Below are 17369 nucleotides of genomic sequence, written 5' to 3' on the forward strand. Positions count from 1 at the left end.
GTGCTCGGCTCAGCGCAGCTCCGCCGGCCTCGTGCGGTCGCGGTCGACCTTCTCCGTACGCACCAGCTCGCCCCACACGACGTAGCGGTACTTCGACGTGAAGACGGGGGTGCACGTCGTCAGCGTGATGTAGCGGCCGGCCTTCTCCGCACCGGACCCCTTCGGCACCGCCTGCAGCACGTCGACGTTGTACTTCGACGTCTCGGGGAGCTCCTCGAAGACCTTGTAGACGTACCAGGTGTCCTTGGTCTCGAAGACGATCGCGTCCCCGGTCCGCACCTTGTCGATGTTGTGGAACTTCGCCCCGTGGCCGTCTCGGTGGGCGGCCAGGGTGAAGTTGCCCTCCTTGTCCGAGGGGAGCGCCGACTTCACCGGATCGGTGTAGTAGCCGGCGATGCCGTCGTTGAGGTTCTCGGTGTCGGTGCCCTTCTTCACGAGCACCTCGCCGTTGTTCATCGACGGGACGTGCAGGAAGCCGATGCCGTCCTTGGTGTCCAGCGCGCCCGGTCCACCGGCCCAGCGGTCGCGGACCGTGTGGCTCTGCTTGGTGGCCTCGCGGTCGGCGAGCACGTTCGTCCACCAGAGGGAATAGACGACGAAGAGCCCGAGTACCAGGCCCGCGGTGATCAGCAGTTCACCGAAGACGCTGACGGCGGTCGCGACGGGGTGACGGCCCCCGGTGCGCACCGGGGGCGCGGACTCGCCGGTCTGCTCTTCGTCCTCGGTCCTCGCTGCCACCGCACCGCCCCTGTCGTGATGTCGTTCGGCCCGCTCGGTCCGCTCAGTTCAGGAGCGCGTCGGGCTTGCCCTTGCTGCGCGGCCGTTCGTCGACCATCTTGCCCCAGACGATCAAACGGTACGTACTCGTGAATTCGGGCGTACAGGTCGTCAGGGTGATGTAGCGGCCGGGCTTCTTGAACCCCGACTGCGGTGGCACCGCGCCGATGACCGACACGTTGGACGGCGAGGTCTGGGGAAGCACGCTCGTCATCTCGTACGTGTAGTAGGCGTCCTGCGTCTCCACCACGATCGGGTCACCGGGGCTCAGCCTGTTGACGTAGCGGAAGGGCTCGCCGTGGGTGTTGCGGTGACCGGCCAGGGCGAAGTTGCCCTGCTTGTCCGAGGGCATGGCCGTACGCAGCGGTTCCTCGCCGTAGTGCCCGACCATCCCCCGGTCGAGGACCTTCTCCTTGCTGATGCCCTCGGCGATCGGGGTGACCACGTCGAGTTTCGGGATGTGGATGATGGCGAAGCCCTGGCCCGGAGCGAAGACACCGGGGTTGCGCTTGCCCTTCGCCCAGTCGTCCTGGATCTTGTGCGTCTCCTTGCCGGCGATCTGGTCGGCACGCACGTTGGTCCACCACAGCTGGTACGTGACGAACAGCAGCATCAGCACGCCCAGCGAGATGAACAGCTCTCCGACCACCCGGCTGACGACGACCGCGGGGCTGTCCTTGGCCGCCTTGGCAGCCCGTCGCGCCTCGACGCGCGACATCGGCTTCGCAGGTGTGCCGTCCGCGCCGCCGGCTCCCGCCGCCGCGCCTTCCGGCGACCCGTCGCCGCGCTTGCGGCCCCGGCCCTTCGCCGCCCGGCGCCGCTCGGCCCGGCCGCCGGTGGCCGGAGCTGAGACGTCCGCTTCGTCGTCATCCCCGGAATTCCGCTCCGGTCCCGGGCTGGGGACCGTCACCGGCAGGACTGCCGTCGCCTCCTGATCGGCGACGACCACGCGTCGGGGTTCCGCCTTCCGCAGCGCGACGGTCTCGTCGTGGCGGGGAAGCGGCTCGGCGGGCGCGGCGGGCGGCACGGGCGGCACCGGAGCGGGCGGCACCGCGGCGGGCAGAGCTTGCGCGGGCTCCTGACGGCCGTACCAGTCCCGTTCGTAGCCCTCGGGGTCGTACCACTCGCGCGGGGGTTCCTGGGCCGCCTGCGGCCCCTGTGACGCCTGCGTCGACGCCGTCCCCGAGCCGCGCTCCACCGCCCCAGCGCTGTCCGCGGCCGCCCGCGGCTCGGGAATGTCCTGCGACCGGAACCACGGCGAGGCGTGCCGCCCCGGCAGCGGGTCGTTCAGCGGGTCCGCCAAGTGGTCCACCGCCGCCTCGAAGCCGCCCGCCTCGAACGCGCCTGCGGCCTCGGGCGTACCCGGTTCGTACGGGCCGTCCTGTCCGGCGTCGGATCCGTGGCGGGGTGGCGTCACGCGACGGCCTTGCCCACCACCGGCGCGAGTCCCGCCGACCTCTCGACAACTCCGGCGTCACCGCACTGCGCCAGCCAGTTCGCCAGCATGAGATGGCCGTGCTCGGTGAGCACCGACTCCGGATGGAACTGCACTCCTTCGACCGCCAGCTCCCGGTGGCGCAGCCCCATGATGATGCCGTCGGCCGTCCGCGCGGTGACCTCCAGCTCCGCGGGGACCGTGTCCGGTTCGGCGGCGAGCGAGTGGTAGCGGGTCGCCGTGAAGGGGGAGGGCAGACCGGCGAAGACGCCCCCGCCCTCGTGGAGCACCGGAGACGTCTTGCCGTGCAGCAGCTCCGGGGCTCGGTCCACGACACCGCCGTACGCCACCGCCATCGACTGCATGCCCAAACAGACACCGAAGACCGGAACTCCGGTCGCCGCGCAGTGCCGCACCATGTCGACACAGACGCCCGCGTGCTCGGGCGTGCCGGGGCCGGGTGAGAGCAGGACGCCGTCGAAGCCGTCCTGGGCGTGGGCCGTGGTCACCTCGTCGTTGCGCAGCACCTCGCACTCGGCGCCGAGCTGGTAGAGGTACTGGACGAGGTTGAAGACGAAGCTGTCGTAGTTGTCGACGACCAGGATCCGGGCGCTCATCGCACGGCCCCCATCGCGTTCGTGCCGTCGCCGTCCACCGTCACGTCGCCGAACGGAAGCAGTGGCTCCGCCCACGGGAAGACGTACTGGAACAGGGCGTAGACGACCGCCAGGGCGAGCACGAGCGAAATGACCCCGCGCACCCACGCGTTGCCCGGCAGATGCCGCCAGATCCAGCCGTACATGCTGACCCCTCCATTCGGTACGGGACCAGACTAGAGCCTGCCCCGAGAGCCGTGGGTCAGCTGTGGAAAGCTGCCGGCCTGCCGTCGGTCACGGGCTGGGTCGCGTCCAGGTGCGCCCAGGCGATCAGCCGGTGGCTGCTGCCCCACTCGGGCTCACAGGTGGTCAGCGTCAGATAGCGGCCGGGCCCGTCGAAGCCGGACTTGCGGGGCACCGGGTCGATGACGCCGACGTCGCTGGGCACGGTCCGGTAGGGCTTCCTGTCGACGCGGTACGTGAACCACGTCGTCCCGTCCGTCACGATCACCGCGTCACCGGGGCGCAGCTTCGGGAAGTCCTTGAACGGGTCGCCGTACGTGCGCCGGTGCCCGGCCACCGCGAAGTTGCCCGTCGCGCCGGCCGCCGCGGTGCCCCGGTAATGGCCGAGACCCTTCTGCAAGGTCTTGACCTTCGTGTTCTCCAGGACGGGCCACTCCCAGTCCTTCCCGAAGCGGGGTATGTAGAGCATCGCGAAGGGCTTCCCGTCGCGGTACGCCTTCGGGGCCGGCGCCGGAACGGAGGGCTTCGGATCGGACGGCAGCAACGACGCGGACGGGGCGGGCACGGGCGCGATCACCGCCCCCTGCGCCCACTGGTTCTGCAGGTCGTCGATCTGCCCCTCGGTCGCGCCCGCGGCCTTCACCCCGGTCCAGAACAGGACGTAGACCACGAAGAGGATGATCAGGGCGCCGACCGTGATGCACAGCTCGCTGAACGTCCTGACGATCAGTCGCACCGACACCGGTCGGCCTCCCCGCAGCTGCTCGCTACTTCACCGGCTCCGCATAGTGGAGATCCACTGTGCCCGAGTAACCGGGAAGAGTCACCGCCCCGCGCTCGTCGACTTTCCAGCCGAGCCCGTACGCCTTCACGTACAGCAGGTAGTTCTGGATCGCCGGGGAGTCGTCGAGGGCCCGCTTTAGCTTTCCGGGATCCCCGACGGCGGTGATCTTGTACGGCGGCGAGTAGACCCGCCCCTGGAGGATCAGGGTGTTCCCGACGCAGCGCACCGCGCTGGTGGAGATCAGCCGCTGGTCCATGACCTTGATGCCCTGCGCGCCGCCCTGCCACAGGGCGTTGACGACGGCTTGCAGGTCCTGCTGGTGAATGACCAGGTCATTGGGTTGCGGATCGGGGTAACCGGGGCTCGCGGTGGCGTTCTGCGGGGCGTCGTCGAGCGTGACGGAGACGGCGCGGCCGGAGAGCTTCGCCGTGCCGGCGGCGCGCTCCAGCGCCTTGAGCCTGGCGTCCTCCGCCTTGGTGCTGCCGTCGTCGCGCTGGGCGAGGGTGTCGATGTCGTCGCGTACGGAGGCGGCCGACTCGTCCAGGACGGCGTTCTTGTCGCTGCGCTGCTGAATGAGATCGGAGAGTTTCAGCAGCGAGGAGTCCGTACGGATATTGGTGCCCTTGGCGGTATTGGCGCTGGTGACGAAGATGAGGCCGGCCAGGGCGAAAACGGCAGCCGTGAGCACTTTGGCCGGATGCCGGAAGGTGCGCCGGACCGGGCCGGGGGGAGAGTCGGCAGAATTGCTCAACGTACCCTTATCTCCTTCGGTGCCACGGAAGCACTACGCTAACGGACGCCCCGGGGAGGCAGCATTCCCCCTCGCGCCCGCCCCGGCGCCAGCCACAGTTCCCTGCGCGGTCACGCAGCGCATCGACAGGAGAGTTCCTCGTGCCGAAGTCACGTATCCGCAAGAAGGCCGACTTCACGCCCCCTCCGGCGAAGCAGGCAACCAACATAAAGCTGACCAATCGCAGCTGGGTGGCGCCGGTGATGCTGGCGCTGTTCCTGATCGGTCTGGCCTGGATCGTCGTTTTCTACGTGACCGACGGCGATCTGCCGATCACGTCACTGGGGAACTGGAACATCGTCGTCGGCTTCGGCTTCATCGCCGGCGGCTTCGGCGTGTCGACCCAGTGGAAGTAGTTCCCCGGACTACGTAGGACCACAGCGGGACCCCGTTCCGCAACCCCTGCCCTGAGTTACCCACAGCGTTATCCACAGGCGGGGGAAAAGGTCAGACGATCTGTGGATAACTCCTCGGCCGTTGACGCCGGTGTGACTACAGCCACCCTTGAAGCGGGCGGCATGCCCCTTGTCCTAGCTGGAAAAAGCCAGCTCAGCGGCAAGGGGCACAGTTATACCCGCAGAATGCACAAGATCAGCTGCACGCTGTGGACAACTTCGATCACAAACAGTCCATATCGGGCTTACGGTGTTCGAGGCCTCGCCCCTTACGTCAGCGAAGCCGTTCTCGCGACCACGATCAGGATCACCGCGACCAGCACCACCGCACAGGTGCCGAACTGCACGAGACTCCGCCGCTCACGTGGCGCGTGCATCATGCCGATCCCGATCAGCACGCCCGCGACCAGTCCGCCCACATGCGCCTGCCAGGCGATTCCGCCCCAGGGGTTGAAGGTGATGACCAGGTTGATCGCCAGGAGCACGAACACCGGGCGCATGTCGTAGTTCAGCCGGCGCATCAGGACCACAGTGGCGCCCAGCAGGCCGAAGATGGCGCCCGAAGCGCCCAGCGAGGGCTGGTTCTCCGCGGCGAGCCAATAGGTCAGGGCACCGCCCGCCAGCCCCGAGAGCAGATAGAGCGCCAGATAGCGGACCCGGCCGAGCACGGCCTCGAGGGGCCCGCCGAGCCACCACAGCCCCAGCATGTTGAAGGCGATGTGCCACACCTCCTGGTGCAGGAACATCGACGTCACCAGCCGGTACCACTGGCCTTCGGCGACGCCCTCGGGCGGACCGCCGTAGTAGAAGTTGGCCCGGCCCAGCAACACCAGGTCGTCGATCAGCGCGCTGTTGGCCAGCCCGGCGACGAACACCGCGAGGTTGATCCCCAGCAGGATCTTGGTGATCAGCCGGGGGTCGGCCGCGACCGCACCACCGGCGACCGTGCGCGGCCGGGCGGCTGCCGGATGGTGGCCCGTACCGGAGCCCTGGCGCACGCAGTCCGGGCACTGGAAGCCGACCGACGCGCTGACCATGCAGTCCGGACAGATCGGCCGTTCGCAGCGGGTGCAGCGGATCGCCGTCTCCCGGCCGGGGTGGCGGTAGCAGCCGACCGGGCCGTCGACGGGTGGGGTCGGGTCCTGGCCGCCCGGCGGCTGCTGGTCCATCGGTCCCATCATCCCGGTCCCCTCGGTCCTCGTCGTGGCGGCAGCGCGCACGGCACCGCCCTGTGCGTCCGCTCTCTTACACATACGGACGGACAGGGCGGTTGGTTCCCGACGGGAGGACCGGAGAGTGACCGGACGGTGACGGTGGGCGATCAGCGCTTCGCGACGACGACCGACTCGATGACCACGTCCTGCACCGGGCGGTCGGTGCGGCCGTTGGTCGGGGTGGCCGCGATGGCGTCCACCACCTTCTGGCTCGCCGGGTCCACCACCTCGCCGAAGATCGTGTGCTTGCGGGTCAGCCAGGCGGTCGGCGACACCGTCAGGAAGAACTGCGAGCCATTGGTGCCCGGGCCGGCATTGGCCATCGCCAGCAGGTACGGCTTGGTGAAGCCGAGGTCGGGGTGGAACTCGTCACCGAACTCGTACCCCGGACCGCCCGTGCCGTTGCCCAGCGGGTCGCCGCCCTGGATCATGAAACCGCTGATGACCCGGTGGAAGACGGTGCCGTCGTACAGCCGGTCCTTGGACTTGGCACCGGTCGCGGGGTGGGTCCACTCGCGCTCACCGGTGGCGAGCTCGACGAAGTTCTTGACCGTCTTGGGCGCGTGGTTCGGCAGAAGCCGGATCTCGATGTCGCCCTGATTGGTCTTCAAGGTGGCGTAAAGCTGCTCGGCCACGATCTGCCTTCCGTATGTCTGATCTGACGTCAGCCGATCCTCGCACGGTCCACCCCGCCCGGCGCCCGGCCCGGCCGCAGCACCCCCTGCCCGTGCACCGTTGCGCCCCCTGCGACCTCACCCGCGAGGGCGGCGGCGGGGGAACACATGCGGCCAAGTGCGTGACGAACCGGCGCGCGGCGGACCGAACCGTGGCATTGTCGTCGGCAGGCTCCCCTTGCACCTGCTTGCCCCGAGGCATCCACTGATGGCCTGAATGACCCGGATGCCCGCCCCGCGTGCCGCACAGGTCCTCTGCAGGCATGATCTCGAACTGGGTGGAAAGGCGGAGTATCTACCCGCCACCAAGGAGGAGGATCCCGTGACCCGCATCGACAGCGTGCGTGCCGCAACCGACTCGGCGAGGGACAGCGTGCAGCACGCCGCGGTAGTGGTGGCGCCCTACGCCGACTCGGCCAAGGAACAGGCCGTCCACTATGCGCACGAGGCCCGCACACTGCTCGCGCCGAAGGTGTCCAAGGCAGCTCAGCAGGCCCGCGTCCAGTACGGCGCACACCTCGCCCCACGTCTCGAACTCGCCCTCGCACACGTCCCCCCGAAGGTCGACGAGGCGGCTCAGCGCGCCGCGCTGCGCACCCGCCAGGCAGCCCGGAGCGCCGCGGACTACACCGTCCCCCGCTTCGAGCACGCCGTCGCCACCGCCCAGCCCGTCGCCGAGGAGGCCACGGCTCGCAGCGCGGCCGCACTGGCCGCCCTGCGCGGGCAGGTCACGGCGAAGGAGATCAGGAAGCTGGCCCGCAGGCACGAACGGCGGGCCAAGTGCGGCCGGGCGTTCAAGGGGCTGGCCGTGGCCGGAATCCTGGCCGGCGGCGCCTACGCCGCATGGCGTTGGTGGGACAAGCAGGCCAACCCCGACTGGCTGGTCGAGCCCCCCGCCCCCACCGAGGTCGACGACCGTGACCCGCTGACCTCGGTCGACGGCAGCGACCGGGCGCTCCTGGACCCCGAGGTGGAGGCCAAGCAGGCCGACGCGGAGGCGGAGGGCCTGGACGGACAGGACCCGGACGAGCGCCCCTGACACGGGCGGAGCGGAACAAGCGAAAAAAAGACCCCCTGACCTGCGCTTCAGCAGGCCAGGGGGTCTTTGCGTGTGGAGCCCAGGAGATTCGAACCCAAAACCGTTACGTCTCTGACCTGCGGAAACACCAGAGCACCGGGACATAGGCCCCTGTTTCCATCCCCCTGCATCCCCAAAAGCCTGACGCCCCCCGACCACCGAACGACGCTGTTCTGTCCACACCACAGGAGATGATCTTCAGATGCGGTACCTGGTTTCCGTGATCGACGCCAGGAGCACTCCCGGCAGCACGGCCAGGCAACCCGCCATCAACGCGTTCAACGAACGGCTACTACCAACTCGTCCGCCTCGGCCCCAAGGTCCCAGCGAACCGGGCGATGGCCTCCTCATTGCGGCCGTGGCGTGGAGACCCCCGGTAGTCGCGGAGCAGCACCGCGATTCCAGTGGCGACGTAGCAGAGAGAAACGAATCCGGGGAGACCGGCGTCGATCGATGACGGACTTCGAGCGGTCAGCGGTAGATCAGGATGGCTTCCGACAGGGGCCGTTGTCGCCACGGCGCGCTGACCGGACTACCTCCGCGACTGCTGGCGGTACCGACCGGGGGCCAGACCGTACTCTCGTTTGAAGGCTTTGGCGAAGGCGAACTCGGAGGCGTATCCGGTGGACTGCGCGACAGTCTGTAAGGGCTTGTCGCTGTCGCTCAGCAGTCGCGCCGCCAGCGTCATCCGCCACCAGGTCAGGTAGCCCAGCGGCGGTTTGCCGACCAGCGAGGTGAACCGGCGGGAGAAGGCCGCGCGCGAAAGTCCGGCTTTCGCGCCCAGCGCTTCGACCGTCCACGGCCCGGCGGGTTCCTGGTGGATATGGCGCAGTGCTGCGCTGATTGCCGGATCGCGCAGCGTCGCGGCCCACCCGGTGGCCAGACCGTCGTCGGCCTGCTCGTCGAGCCATGCCCGCAGGATGTACAGCAGCATGATGTCCAGCACGGCCGATACGACCGCTTCGGTTCCGTGGTCGGGGTTGGCGATCTCGTCGCCGAGCAGGTTGACGGCAACATGCAGCGGTGTCCGGTGGCCGAGACGTGACGGAAGGTGGATGACTTCGGGCAGCTCTTCGAACAGTGGGTGCGGCCGGGTCCGGTCGAGCGTGTACGCGCCGCACAGCAGGACCGTCGTAGCCCCCGCGCCGTCGTCGGCACTGGGCGCCATCTCCCGCAGGGAGGCCGAGTGTGCGCCGGTCAGGGACGTCGACGGGCTATCGGCCAGAGCGTGCCCGCAGCCGTGCGGAAGGCACACCACATCGCCCACGCGCAGGGCGATCGCGGCGCCCGTCGGCGGGATCAGCCAGCATGTCCCTTCCAGCACCACATGGAAGCCGGCCCCGGAGAACGGCTCGGACCGCACTCCCCACGGAGCGTGCTTGCGGATTTCAGTGGAATGCGGGCGCCCCGTACGCATGACGCCGATCGCATCGCTGAGCACGTCCATTGCCAGACCGTATCGCGAGCCCGCTACACGCGAGACGATCAGACAGGAAACGAAGACGGTGAGCCATGGGGAGCGCCTCCTGACCTCCATAGGCTGAGGGCGCCAGCCACATGACCGATGGGTCCACCACCAGAAGGGCAGGACATGAGCCTGTACACCGCCGTCGCGACCGCCACCGGCCGCGACGGCCGCGCCTTCAGTTCGGACGGCAAGTTGGACGTCGAGCTGACCCTCCAGAAAGAGTTGGGCGGCACCGGCGACGGCACCAACCCCGAGCAACTCTTCGCGGCGGGCTACGCCGCCTGTTTCGCCACCTCCATGCAACTGGTGGCGCAGAAAAAGAAGATCGACGTCGCGGGCATGTCGGTCACCGCCGAAGTCGGCCTCGTCCCCAACGGGCAGGGCGGCTTCCAGCTGGACGTCAGCCTGCGGACGAAGCTGCCGGACAGCCTGTCCCGGGAAGCAGGTCGCGAACTCATCGAGGCCACCCATCAGGTGTGCCCGTACTCCAACGCCACGCGCGGCAACATCCCGGTCGCACTGCTCGCCGAGTAACCGCCCATCGCTGAAAGCCACCTGGACGGCGACACGGTGGTCCGGGTCGATGCGTGGCAACACATCACGGCGCCCGAAGCCTTACCGCACCGCCGATTCCCCTCCACCCGTACGAGCCTGCCGAGCATCGTCGGCGCAGGCGGCGTCGCGGACCACGCCTACCGGCAGGCCATCACCGCCGCGGGTTCCGGCTGCGCCGCCGCCCTGGACGCGAAGCGCCGCCTCGTCGCACTCGGCGCACCGCGACGACGAAGACGGGGGCTGGCCCAGGCCTTGACACGTCAACACCGAAAATCGGAACAAAAAGACCCCTCTGGCTGCGTTTTCGCAGTTCAGAGGGGTCTCGTGCCGTGGAGCCTAGGAGATTCGAACTCCTGACATCTGCCTTGCAAAGGCAGCGCTCTACCAACTGAGCTAAGGCCCCGAAAAGCGGGCAGCCCCCGACGCTCGGCGTCGTGGGTCACCGCCGCAGACCAGAGTACCGGGTGACCCCCTGAATCCTCCAAAAAGATAGGGACTCCCGGTCGGCAACCACTCTCCGTAAGATGCACGTCGAGGTTCGCAGCAGCGAAGCCGCAGCGAAGGGGAGACGCCATGGATGCAGCGCAGCAAGAGGCCACGGCCAGAGCCAGAGACCTTCAGCGCAGCTGGTACGGGGAGCCGCTCGGCGCGCTCTTCCGACGGCTGATAGATGACCTCGGGCTGAACCAGGCCCGGCTCGCCGCGGTACTCGGGCTGTCCGCTCCCATGCTCTCCCAGCTCATGAGCGGCCAACGGGCGAAGATCGGCAACCCCGCGGTCGTCCAGCGTGTCCAGGCGCTCCAGGAACTGGCCAGTCAGGTGGCCGACGGCAGCGTCAGCGCGGGAGAGGCGACGGACCGCATGGAAGAGATCAAGAAGTCCCAGGGAGGCTCCGTGCTCACCGGCACCGGACAGACCACGACGACCGGCGGTGCCCCCACCGTGCGCCGAGTGGTGCGTGAGATCCAGTCCTTGCTGCGGTCCGTCGCCGCGGCCGGTGAGATCATCGATGCCGCCGACTCCCTCGCCCCGGCCCACCCGGAACTGGCAGAGTTCCTCAGGGTGTACGGCGCCGGGCGCACCGCGGACGCGGTGGCGCACTACGAGGGCCACCAGAACTAGACCGGGCGCAGGCACAGAGACACGCACGGGCCAAGACGGGAACGGGAGCGGGCGCAGCGCAATGGGTGAGGTCTTCGCTGGTCGGTACGAACTGATCGATCCGATCGGACGCGGTGGGGTCGGTGCTGTCTGGCGTGCCTGGGATCACCGGCGCCGCCGCTACGTGGCGGCCAAGGTCCTCCAGCAGAGCGACGCGCACACGCTGCTGCGCTTCGTCCGCGAGCAGGCGCTGCGCATCGAACACCCCCATGTCCTCGCTCCGGCGAGCTGGGCGGCGGACGACGACAAGGTCCTGTTCACCATGGACCTGGTCAGCGGCGGTTCGCTGGCCCATGTCATCGGTGACTACGGTCCGTTGCCCCCACGGTTCGTCTGCACGCTGCTCGATCAGCTGCTGTCGGGTCTTTCGACGGTGCACGCCGAGGGGGTCGTGCACCGGGACATCAAGCCCGCCAACATCCTGATGGAGGCCAACGGCACGGGCCGGCCGCATCTGCGGCTGTCCGACTTCGGGATCTCCATGCGCAAGGGCGAGCCCCGCCTCACCGAGACGAACTACGTGGTGGGGACGCCGGGTTACTTCGCCCCTGAGCAGATGATGGGCGCCGAGCCGGACTTCCCCGCGGACCTCTTCGCGGTCGGGCTCGTCGCCCTGTATCTGCTCCAGGGTCAGAAGCCCGACTCCCAGGCGCTCGTGGAGCACTTCGCCTCGTACGGCACGCCCAGCGCCCCGCAGGGCATCCCCGAGCCCCTGTGGCAGGTCCTCGCGGGCCTGCTGCAGCCGGACCCGCAGGCCCGTTTCCGTACGGCCACGGGCGCGCGCAAGGCCCTGACGGCCGCCGTGGAGATGCTGCCCGAGCCGGGGCCCGCCGACGAGCCGGTCGAGGTCTTCGACCAGATCGGCCCGCTGCCGGCCGGATTCGGCCCCACCGGGCCCGTACAGACCCCGCAGCCCCCACAGACCCCGCAGCCCCCACAGACCCCGCAGACCCCGCAGACAGCCCAGCCCGCCGGGCAACCGGTGACGGGACCGCAGGACACGGGCCGGCAGCCGTACGCACAGCCCCCGGCCGCCATGTCGGAGACGGGCAGCTTCCACCTCCCGCCGCCCCCGCAGCACACCGCCGCCCCTCCCGCGCCCCAGCCCGCGCATCCCCTCACCCCGCACCCGGCGACCCACACGACGGCACCGTTCGCCGCAGCCGTACCGGACCCCTCGCAGGCCCCCACCTCCGCGGTGCGGCACGAACAGCAGCTCACCCGCGCCTACACCGCCCAGCACCCGCACGCCCCGGTGGCGGCTCCCCACGCGCCCTCGCCCGCCCCGGCGGCGACCCCGAACGGGCCGAGAACGCGTCCGGGACCGCCCCCGAAGGTGGCGATCCCGGTGCTGCTGGTGGCGCTGGTCTGCTTCGCCGTGGGCATCTGGGCGCTGACCCAGGCCTGAGCGGAGGGCCCGTCACCACGCCTGCGGCGGGCCTCCGTACGGGGGCTGTCCGGCCGCCTGGGCGGCGGCGGCGCGGCGCCGCGCGAGCAGCGTCCACACACCCAGCGCGAGCACCAGCACGGCTCCCGCACCGATCCCGGCCGCTCCGACCAGCTTCATGGTGTCGCTCTCGCTCTCGGCCGCCTGCGGGCCGCTCCGACCGCTCCTGGCCAGGTCCTTGTCCTGGTCCGTGACGGCGAAGATCCCGGCGTCACCCGCGTACGGGGACCCTTCGGCCTTGCCCCGGACCTTGACCGCCAGGGTCAGCGGGAACGGCTTGGCGCCGTACGCCTTCTCGAGCTCCGGGCTCAGCGTGACGGACAGGTAGTACCAGCCCGCGAAGCGCATGGCGCTGACGCTGCTGCTCGAGTCGAACCTGTTCCGGTACGCGACCGGAGGCACCGGGTCCAGGGAGACGGAGGCCGGCTTGCCCGAATACGACAGGGGCGAGACGTCGTCGACATGACCCTGGGCCGGGTTGTCCAGGGACATCGCGAGCGCGCTGCCGACGAACTCGTCGGAGGCCGTGCTGTTGCCGAGGCCGGCCGTGGCGAAGATCTGCTGCCCCCAGTCCACCGGTACCCGGTAGAAGAGGGTCTGCCCCGGCACGATCTCGTCCTTCCACTCGCCGGTCTCCAGGCTCGTGGCGTCGTAGTAGGCGGTCCCGCCGTGCCTGCGGTTGTCGCCGGCGGGCGTGGGCGGCGCGGGCGACGTGGACGGCCAGTTCTCCGGCGCCCCGGTCGGCATCGCGGCGTCATCGGCGAGCTGCGGCTCCGACGCGTACCGCAGCTCCAGGTCCCAGTCCTCCGGCCCCGAGGTGGCCTTGCTCTCCCGCTCGACGAGGACGTTGTACGTACCGGGGCCCTGACAGGTGCTGCTGTCCTTCTCCACGACCCGGTAGGCGTACGCGGCGATCGGACGCGGGTACTCCGCCGACTCGAAGTGGGCGTCCTCCGAGCTGCACCGCAGGTCCGAGGAGTCCCGGACGCTGACGGTGATGCCGTCCCCGTAGGCGACCTTCCCGCCGCCCTCCGGCACGGCGACGGCGGAGACGTACGCGTTCGTCGTCGCGTCCAGGTTCAGGCGGTAGTACAGCTTCTGGCCGGCCTTGATTTTGCTCCTGTAGACCCAACCGGCTTCGAGCTCCGCCGCATCGGTGTTGACCTCGGTCCCCGTCACCGCCTTCGCGCCCGGGTCGAAGGTGTAGGCAGCGGCCTCCCCGTCCGCGTACGCCGGTCCCGGCAGCGCCGCCACCGCGCACATCGCCGCGACCGCGGCCAGCGCCACCCGGCCCCTGCTGCGCTGCCTCATCACGCGCTTCCCCTCGTCGTCCGTGCGGCTGCCCCGCGGCGGCTGCGTACATATACGAACACGGCGACCAGCGCGGCCATGACGGCAGCCCCGGCGGCAGCCGCGATGCCGGTCCATCCTGCCCCGTGCGCCCCACCGCTGTCTGCGGACGCGATCGAACCACCCCCCTCGTCCCCCTCCTGGCCAGCGGCCCCGCCTGCCTCGGCCACGGGGGCGCCGTGCTCCGGACCGGTCCGCGCGTCGCCGAGCACCGACACCCGCAGCACCACACCGATCTGCGGGTTCTCCGCGATCTCGGCGGCCTGCGCGCCCAGCGTCACCGCGATGTAGAAGCCGCCCCCGGCGTGCACCGGCCGGACATCGGTCCGGTCCTCGAACCGATTGGTCCAGGCGACCGGAACGCCGCCCATCGCCACCGCGGAAGGACGCCCGCTGTACAGCGTGCGCGGGTTGAACTCGCCTCCCCCCGTGAGCGGGTGGCGCGCCGGCGTGTAGAGCTGGGTCGCACCGTAGGAGTACGTGCCCGTGGAGCCCTCCACCGTGGGCTCGTTCGCGAACTCCACGTCGTAGCGCACCTGCTGGCCCCAGCCCGCCTGGACCCGGTACCAGAGCGTCTGCGACGGCAGGATCCGGTCGCGCCACACGCCCTGGCCGATCGTCTCGGCGTCGTTGAACCCCGTGCCACCGCGCACGTCGCGGGGATCGCCCGCCGGCAGCGTGGCCTCCTTGCCGCCGGGGCCGTACTCCGTCTGCGACTGGGCGGGCGTCACGCCCTCGGCCAGCGGTGCCTCCACCCCGTACAGCAGCTCAAGGGGCCAACGCGCCGCGTCGGAGCCCCGCTTGCTCTCCCGCTCCACCACCAGGCGGTACCGGCCGGCCCGGTCGCAGGTGCGGGTGCCCGCCTCCGAGCGGATGCGGGCGACAGCCGAAGTCAGCGGGACCGCACCCTCCTTCTGCAGGAAGCGCGCGGTGTCCGTCCCGCAGGAACCGTGGTCGTCGTACTCGATCCGGGTGCTCAGCGCGTCGAACGTGTCCACGGCCGCGCCGGGTTGCGGCACCGCCGTCGCCGCGAAGTCCGCTGTGGACACGGCGTCCAGGTCGACCGCGTAGTACCGCTTCTCGCCCGGCCCGATGGTGTCCAGGTACTGCCCGGGTACGAGCACGGGCGCCCCGCCGGCGGTGGCCGCGCCGGCCACCCGCTCGCCCCGGAGGCGGTAGCCGTCGGCGGAGAGCTGGGCGGCCCTCTGCAGCTGACGGGCCAGGGCCTTGGCGTCCGGCGCGTCGTAGTAGCGGCCGTTGCCGGCGTTCGCGACACATTCCAGCTGCTCGCGGGCCGCGCCCCTCACCTGGAAACCGACGGTGTCGATCCGCAGCCCGATCCCCTCCTTCACCAGCTGCTCGGCGACCTCGCAGGGCTGCGGCGCACCGCAGTTGTCCTCGCCGTCGGAGATCAGCAGGATCGTGCGCGTACCGATGGCACCGCCCGCGGGTCGCGGCAGGTCCTGCGCCGCCTTCCGGAGCGACAGACCGATGGGGGTGTCCCCTCGGGGCCGTACGGACGCCACGGCCCGCTTCATCGCCGCCCGGTCGAGCTTCCGCACCGGGCGTACGAGCCTGGTGTCGGCGCAGCCCTGCGGGTGATCGGCGCCGTACACGCGCAGGCCGGTCGGATAGCCGTCGGGAAGGCCGTCCACGACCGTGCCCACGGCCGTGCGGGCGCTCTCCATCCTGGTGCGCCCCGTGCCGTCGTCGTCCTCCATCGAGCCGGACGAGTCGAGGACCATGACCAGACTGCCGCCTCCGCCGGACCGGACCGCCTCCGGTACGGCAGGAGCGCTCTGAGGGTCCGCCAGGGCCGGCAGGGCGCCCGCCACCAGGGCGAACAGCGCTCCGCCGATCATTGCGCCCACCCGCGCGGTGCGGTGCTGACTGCGTGCCTTCACCCGTGCCCCCTCGACCCGAACCCCAAGTTCTTTGCTCAAGCAACCTATTGATTTGCTTAAGGGAACTCAAGGGCACAGGTGTCACGGTCCCGCAACAGCACGAAGCCCCGGCCGCATCAGCGACCGGGGCCCGCGACAGGCTTGTTCTGCCTCACACACCCGAACCTGCGGGCACGGAGTCAGTCGCCTCCGTCCACAGATCCTGCTCGGCGCGATCCGCCTGGATCTGGCGGTACACGAGGAGCCCGCCGATGGCGGCCAGTGCGACCAGGAGAAGCTTCTTCACCGCGCTACCTCGTCTTTCCTTGGCATTGGGGAGTTCTGCTGCCCGACTATACACATCGGCCGATATCGACCGGTGACCTCCCCGCAACCCAACTGGCGCCTGCGGACGAGCGATCGTCGCCGGACTGTGCATCGGCGGCGGACGGTGCCGGCAGCCCTCCGCACCGCCTCCCGGACACAGCATCTCGGGGCCGGTTGAACCATACGAGTGGTGTTCATCTGAAGAACGGTCTATCGGTGGCGTCGGTCCCCGAAATCGCGAGCCGGATCCACATCATCAGGAAGGTAAGCAAACCGGACCACCTGAAAGTGAGGGGCCATGAGCACCTTCAAGGCCAAGAGCATCTGGACCGCCTTCATCACCGCGTTCTTCGCACTCCTCGCGTCGCTGGGCCTCGCAAGCTCCGCAGCGGCGGCCACGGAAGCCACGGTCACGGAGCCGGCGGCCACGAGCCACGAACACAGGGCCGCGACCGCCGCAACTCCGGCCGCCCCGTCGGTGCGATGGACCCTTCCGCGTGACCGGGCACTGCCTCCCACGATGAAGCAGCGCATCCGCGCCGAGGCGCACGGCTCCTCGCCCGCCTCCCGGACGCTCGCCCCCGACACCGTCGACACCGCCCGCACCACGCACGGAGCCCGCACCACCCTCGGCAACGCACAGGCCCGGGACGGCGTCCCCCTGCCACCCTGAGCGCCCAGCGCCTGACACCGCGAGGCCCCTGGACCGGGATTCCCCGGCAGGGGCCTTCTTCATGCCCACGGGACGGCCCGCCCGGGCAGGAAACGTACGTCGCGGCGGGCCTCACGCCCCAAGGGCTCACGCAGGGCACAGGGGCCACCACCCAGCCCGGGAACATCGCGCCACCGAAGAGGACGTCGACGCCCAGATCGAGCCGCCGGCGGTCCGTCCCGCGCGGTGGAAGGCGATCAGCGACGGAAGCAGACAGACCGCCAGGCCGGCCGGAGAGAACAACCCCGGCCCACAGAGCCACCCCCACCGCGATCCCCGAGGAGGCGCCTCCCGTACCGACACGCGACCCGTGGCCGCACACACGCGGAAGGCCGGTAGATCCTGAGATCTACCGGCCTTCCGACTTCGCTGCTTCTTGCTGTGGGGCTAACAGGATTTGAACCTGTGGCCTCATCCTTATCAGGGATGCGCTCTAACCAACTGAGCTATAGCCCCGCCGCGCTTTTGTGTCGCGCTGAC

The 17369-nt window shown here is 70.0% G+C and carries 18 protein-coding genes, 2 tRNA genes and 1 pseudogene; 7 read left to right on the top strand and 14 right to left on the bottom strand.

Annotation, left to right across the window (positions count from 1 at the left end; all coding sequences use genetic code 11):
* Positions 1 to 9 precede the first annotated feature (9 nt).
* Genes ACFYPA_RS15405 through ACFYPA_RS15430 form a run of 6 tightly spaced genes read right to left on the bottom strand, consistent with a single transcriptional unit; the run spans position 10 to position 4586 of the window.
* Complete coding sequence (locus ACFYPA_RS15405; RefSeq protein WP_359082558.1) at positions 10 to 738, bottom strand: class E sortase; 729 nt, start codon at positions 736 to 738, stop codon at positions 10 to 12.
* 43 nt (positions 739 to 781) lie between these two features.
* Positions 782 to 2194 (bottom strand): class E sortase, encoded by a 1413-nt coding sequence (locus ACFYPA_RS15410; RefSeq protein ID WP_359312879.1) that lies wholly within the window; start codon positions 2192 to 2194, stop codon positions 782 to 784.
* Complete coding sequence (locus ACFYPA_RS15415) at positions 2191 to 2829, bottom strand: aminodeoxychorismate/anthranilate synthase component II (protein ID WP_359312882.1); 639 nt, start codon at positions 2827 to 2829, stop codon at positions 2191 to 2193. The genes ACFYPA_RS15410 and ACFYPA_RS15415 overlap by 4 nt, the downstream gene beginning before the upstream one ends.
* Positions 2826 to 3014 carry a hypothetical protein gene (locus ACFYPA_RS15420; protein ID WP_359082561.1) on the bottom strand — a complete coding sequence of 63 codons (189 nt, stop codon included), beginning with the start codon at positions 3012 to 3014 and terminating at the stop codon, positions 2826 to 2828. The genes ACFYPA_RS15415 and ACFYPA_RS15420 overlap by 4 nt, the downstream gene beginning before the upstream one ends.
* Before the next feature lie 56 nt (positions 3015 to 3070).
* Positions 3071 to 3793 carry a class E sortase gene (locus ACFYPA_RS15425; RefSeq protein WP_359312884.1) on the bottom strand — a complete coding sequence of 241 codons (723 nt, stop codon included), beginning with the start codon at positions 3791 to 3793 and terminating at the stop codon, positions 3071 to 3073.
* A gap of 25 nt (positions 3794 to 3818) precedes the next feature.
* On the bottom strand, positions 3819 to 4586 hold the full coding sequence (locus tag ACFYPA_RS15430) for a DUF881 domain-containing protein (protein WP_389132113.1): 768 nt from the start codon (positions 4584 to 4586) through the stop codon (positions 3819 to 3821).
* 140 nt (positions 4587 to 4726) lie between these two features.
* On the opposite strand from ACFYPA_RS15430, the gene crgA reads away from it, so the two are divergent.
* A complete protein-coding gene (crgA, locus tag ACFYPA_RS15435) occupies positions 4727 to 4981 on the top strand; it encodes a cell division protein CrgA (RefSeq protein WP_359082564.1) in 255 nt (84 codons plus the stop codon).
* Between the two features lie 308 nt (positions 4982 to 5289).
* On the opposite strand, the gene ACFYPA_RS15440 is transcribed toward crgA, so the two are convergent.
* Positions 5290 to 6189 (bottom strand): rhomboid family intramembrane serine protease, encoded by a 900-nt coding sequence (locus ACFYPA_RS15440; protein WP_359082565.1) that lies wholly within the window; start codon positions 6187 to 6189, stop codon positions 5290 to 5292.
* Between the two features lie 152 nt (positions 6190 to 6341).
* Entirely contained in the window at positions 6342 to 6869 is a 528-nt protein-coding gene (locus tag ACFYPA_RS15445; protein WP_359082566.1) for a peptidylprolyl isomerase, read from the bottom strand.
* A gap of 361 nt (positions 6870 to 7230) precedes the next feature.
* On the opposite strand from ACFYPA_RS15445, the gene ACFYPA_RS15450 reads away from it, so the two are divergent.
* Complete coding sequence (locus tag ACFYPA_RS15450) at positions 7231 to 7947, top strand: DUF5324 family protein (protein ID WP_359082567.1); 717 nt, start codon at positions 7231 to 7233, stop codon at positions 7945 to 7947.
* 571 nt (positions 7948 to 8518) lie between these two features.
* Here the strand turns inward: ACFYPA_RS15450 and ACFYPA_RS15455 are convergent.
* Positions 8519 to 9433 (bottom strand): AraC family transcriptional regulator, encoded by a 915-nt coding sequence (locus ACFYPA_RS15455; protein WP_389132117.1) that lies wholly within the window; start codon positions 9431 to 9433, stop codon positions 8519 to 8521.
* 144 nt (positions 9434 to 9577) lie between these two features.
* Between ACFYPA_RS15455 and ACFYPA_RS15460 the strand changes: the two genes are divergently transcribed.
* On the top strand, positions 9578 to 9988 hold the full coding sequence (locus ACFYPA_RS15460; protein WP_359312890.1) for an organic hydroperoxide resistance protein: 411 nt from the start codon (positions 9578 to 9580) through the stop codon (positions 9986 to 9988).
* A gap of 21 nt (positions 9989 to 10009) precedes the next feature.
* A pseudogene (locus ACFYPA_RS15465) lies at positions 10010 to 10222 on the top strand (hypothetical protein); the annotation flags it as partial.
* Between the two features lie 117 nt (positions 10223 to 10339).
* Here the strand turns inward: ACFYPA_RS15465 and ACFYPA_RS15470 are convergent.
* A tRNA-Ala gene (locus ACFYPA_RS15470) sits at positions 10340 to 10412 on the bottom strand.
* A 170-nt stretch (positions 10413 to 10582) separates the two neighbouring features.
* Here ACFYPA_RS15470 and ACFYPA_RS15475 point away from each other — a divergent pair.
* Both ACFYPA_RS15475 and ACFYPA_RS15480 read left to right on the top strand, forming a co-directional pair.
* On the top strand, positions 10583 to 11131 hold the full coding sequence (locus ACFYPA_RS15475) for a DNA-binding protein (RefSeq protein ID WP_359082570.1): 549 nt from the start codon (positions 10583 to 10585) through the stop codon (positions 11129 to 11131).
* Between the two features lie 61 nt (positions 11132 to 11192).
* Positions 11193 to 12578, top strand: coding sequence for a serine/threonine-protein kinase (locus ACFYPA_RS15480; RefSeq protein WP_389132120.1), 1386 nt, complete (start codon positions 11193 to 11195; stop codon positions 12576 to 12578).
* 12 nt (positions 12579 to 12590) lie between these two features.
* Here ACFYPA_RS15480 and ACFYPA_RS15485 read toward each other — a convergent pair whose 3' ends face one another.
* The 3 genes from ACFYPA_RS15485 to ACFYPA_RS15495 all read right to left on the bottom strand — a co-directional run bounded on the left by ACFYPA_RS15485 (position 12591) and on the right by ACFYPA_RS15495 (position 16157).
* Positions 12591 to 13928 carry a hypothetical protein gene (locus tag ACFYPA_RS15485; protein WP_389132123.1) on the bottom strand — a complete coding sequence of 446 codons (1338 nt, stop codon included), beginning with the start codon at positions 13926 to 13928 and terminating at the stop codon, positions 12591 to 12593.
* Positions 13928 to 15829 carry a VWA domain-containing protein gene (locus ACFYPA_RS15490; RefSeq protein ID WP_389132156.1) on the bottom strand — a complete coding sequence of 634 codons (1902 nt, stop codon included), beginning with the start codon at positions 15827 to 15829 and terminating at the stop codon, positions 13928 to 13930. The genes ACFYPA_RS15485 and ACFYPA_RS15490 overlap by 1 nt, the downstream gene beginning before the upstream one ends.
* Before the next feature lie 193 nt (positions 15830 to 16022).
* Positions 16023 to 16157, bottom strand: a complete 135-nt coding sequence (locus ACFYPA_RS15495) for a DLW-39 family protein (protein ID WP_003958712.1) — start codon at positions 16155 to 16157, stop codon at positions 16023 to 16025.
* Positions 16158 to 16475: 318 nt separating this feature from the next.
* On the opposite strand from ACFYPA_RS15495, the gene ACFYPA_RS15500 reads away from it, so the two are divergent.
* On the top strand, positions 16476 to 16850 hold the full coding sequence (locus tag ACFYPA_RS15500) for a DUF6344 domain-containing protein (protein WP_359082573.1): 375 nt from the start codon (positions 16476 to 16478) through the stop codon (positions 16848 to 16850).
* 421 nt (positions 16851 to 17271) lie between these two features.
* Here the strand turns inward: ACFYPA_RS15500 and ACFYPA_RS15505 are convergent.
* Positions 17272 to 17345, bottom strand: a tRNA-Ile gene (locus tag ACFYPA_RS15505).
* Between the last annotated feature and the right edge of the window lie 24 nt (positions 17346 to 17369).

The organism is Streptomyces sp. NPDC005775 (assembly GCF_042871565.1).
GTDB lineage: Bacteria > Actinomycetota > Actinomycetes > Streptomycetales > Streptomycetaceae > Streptomyces.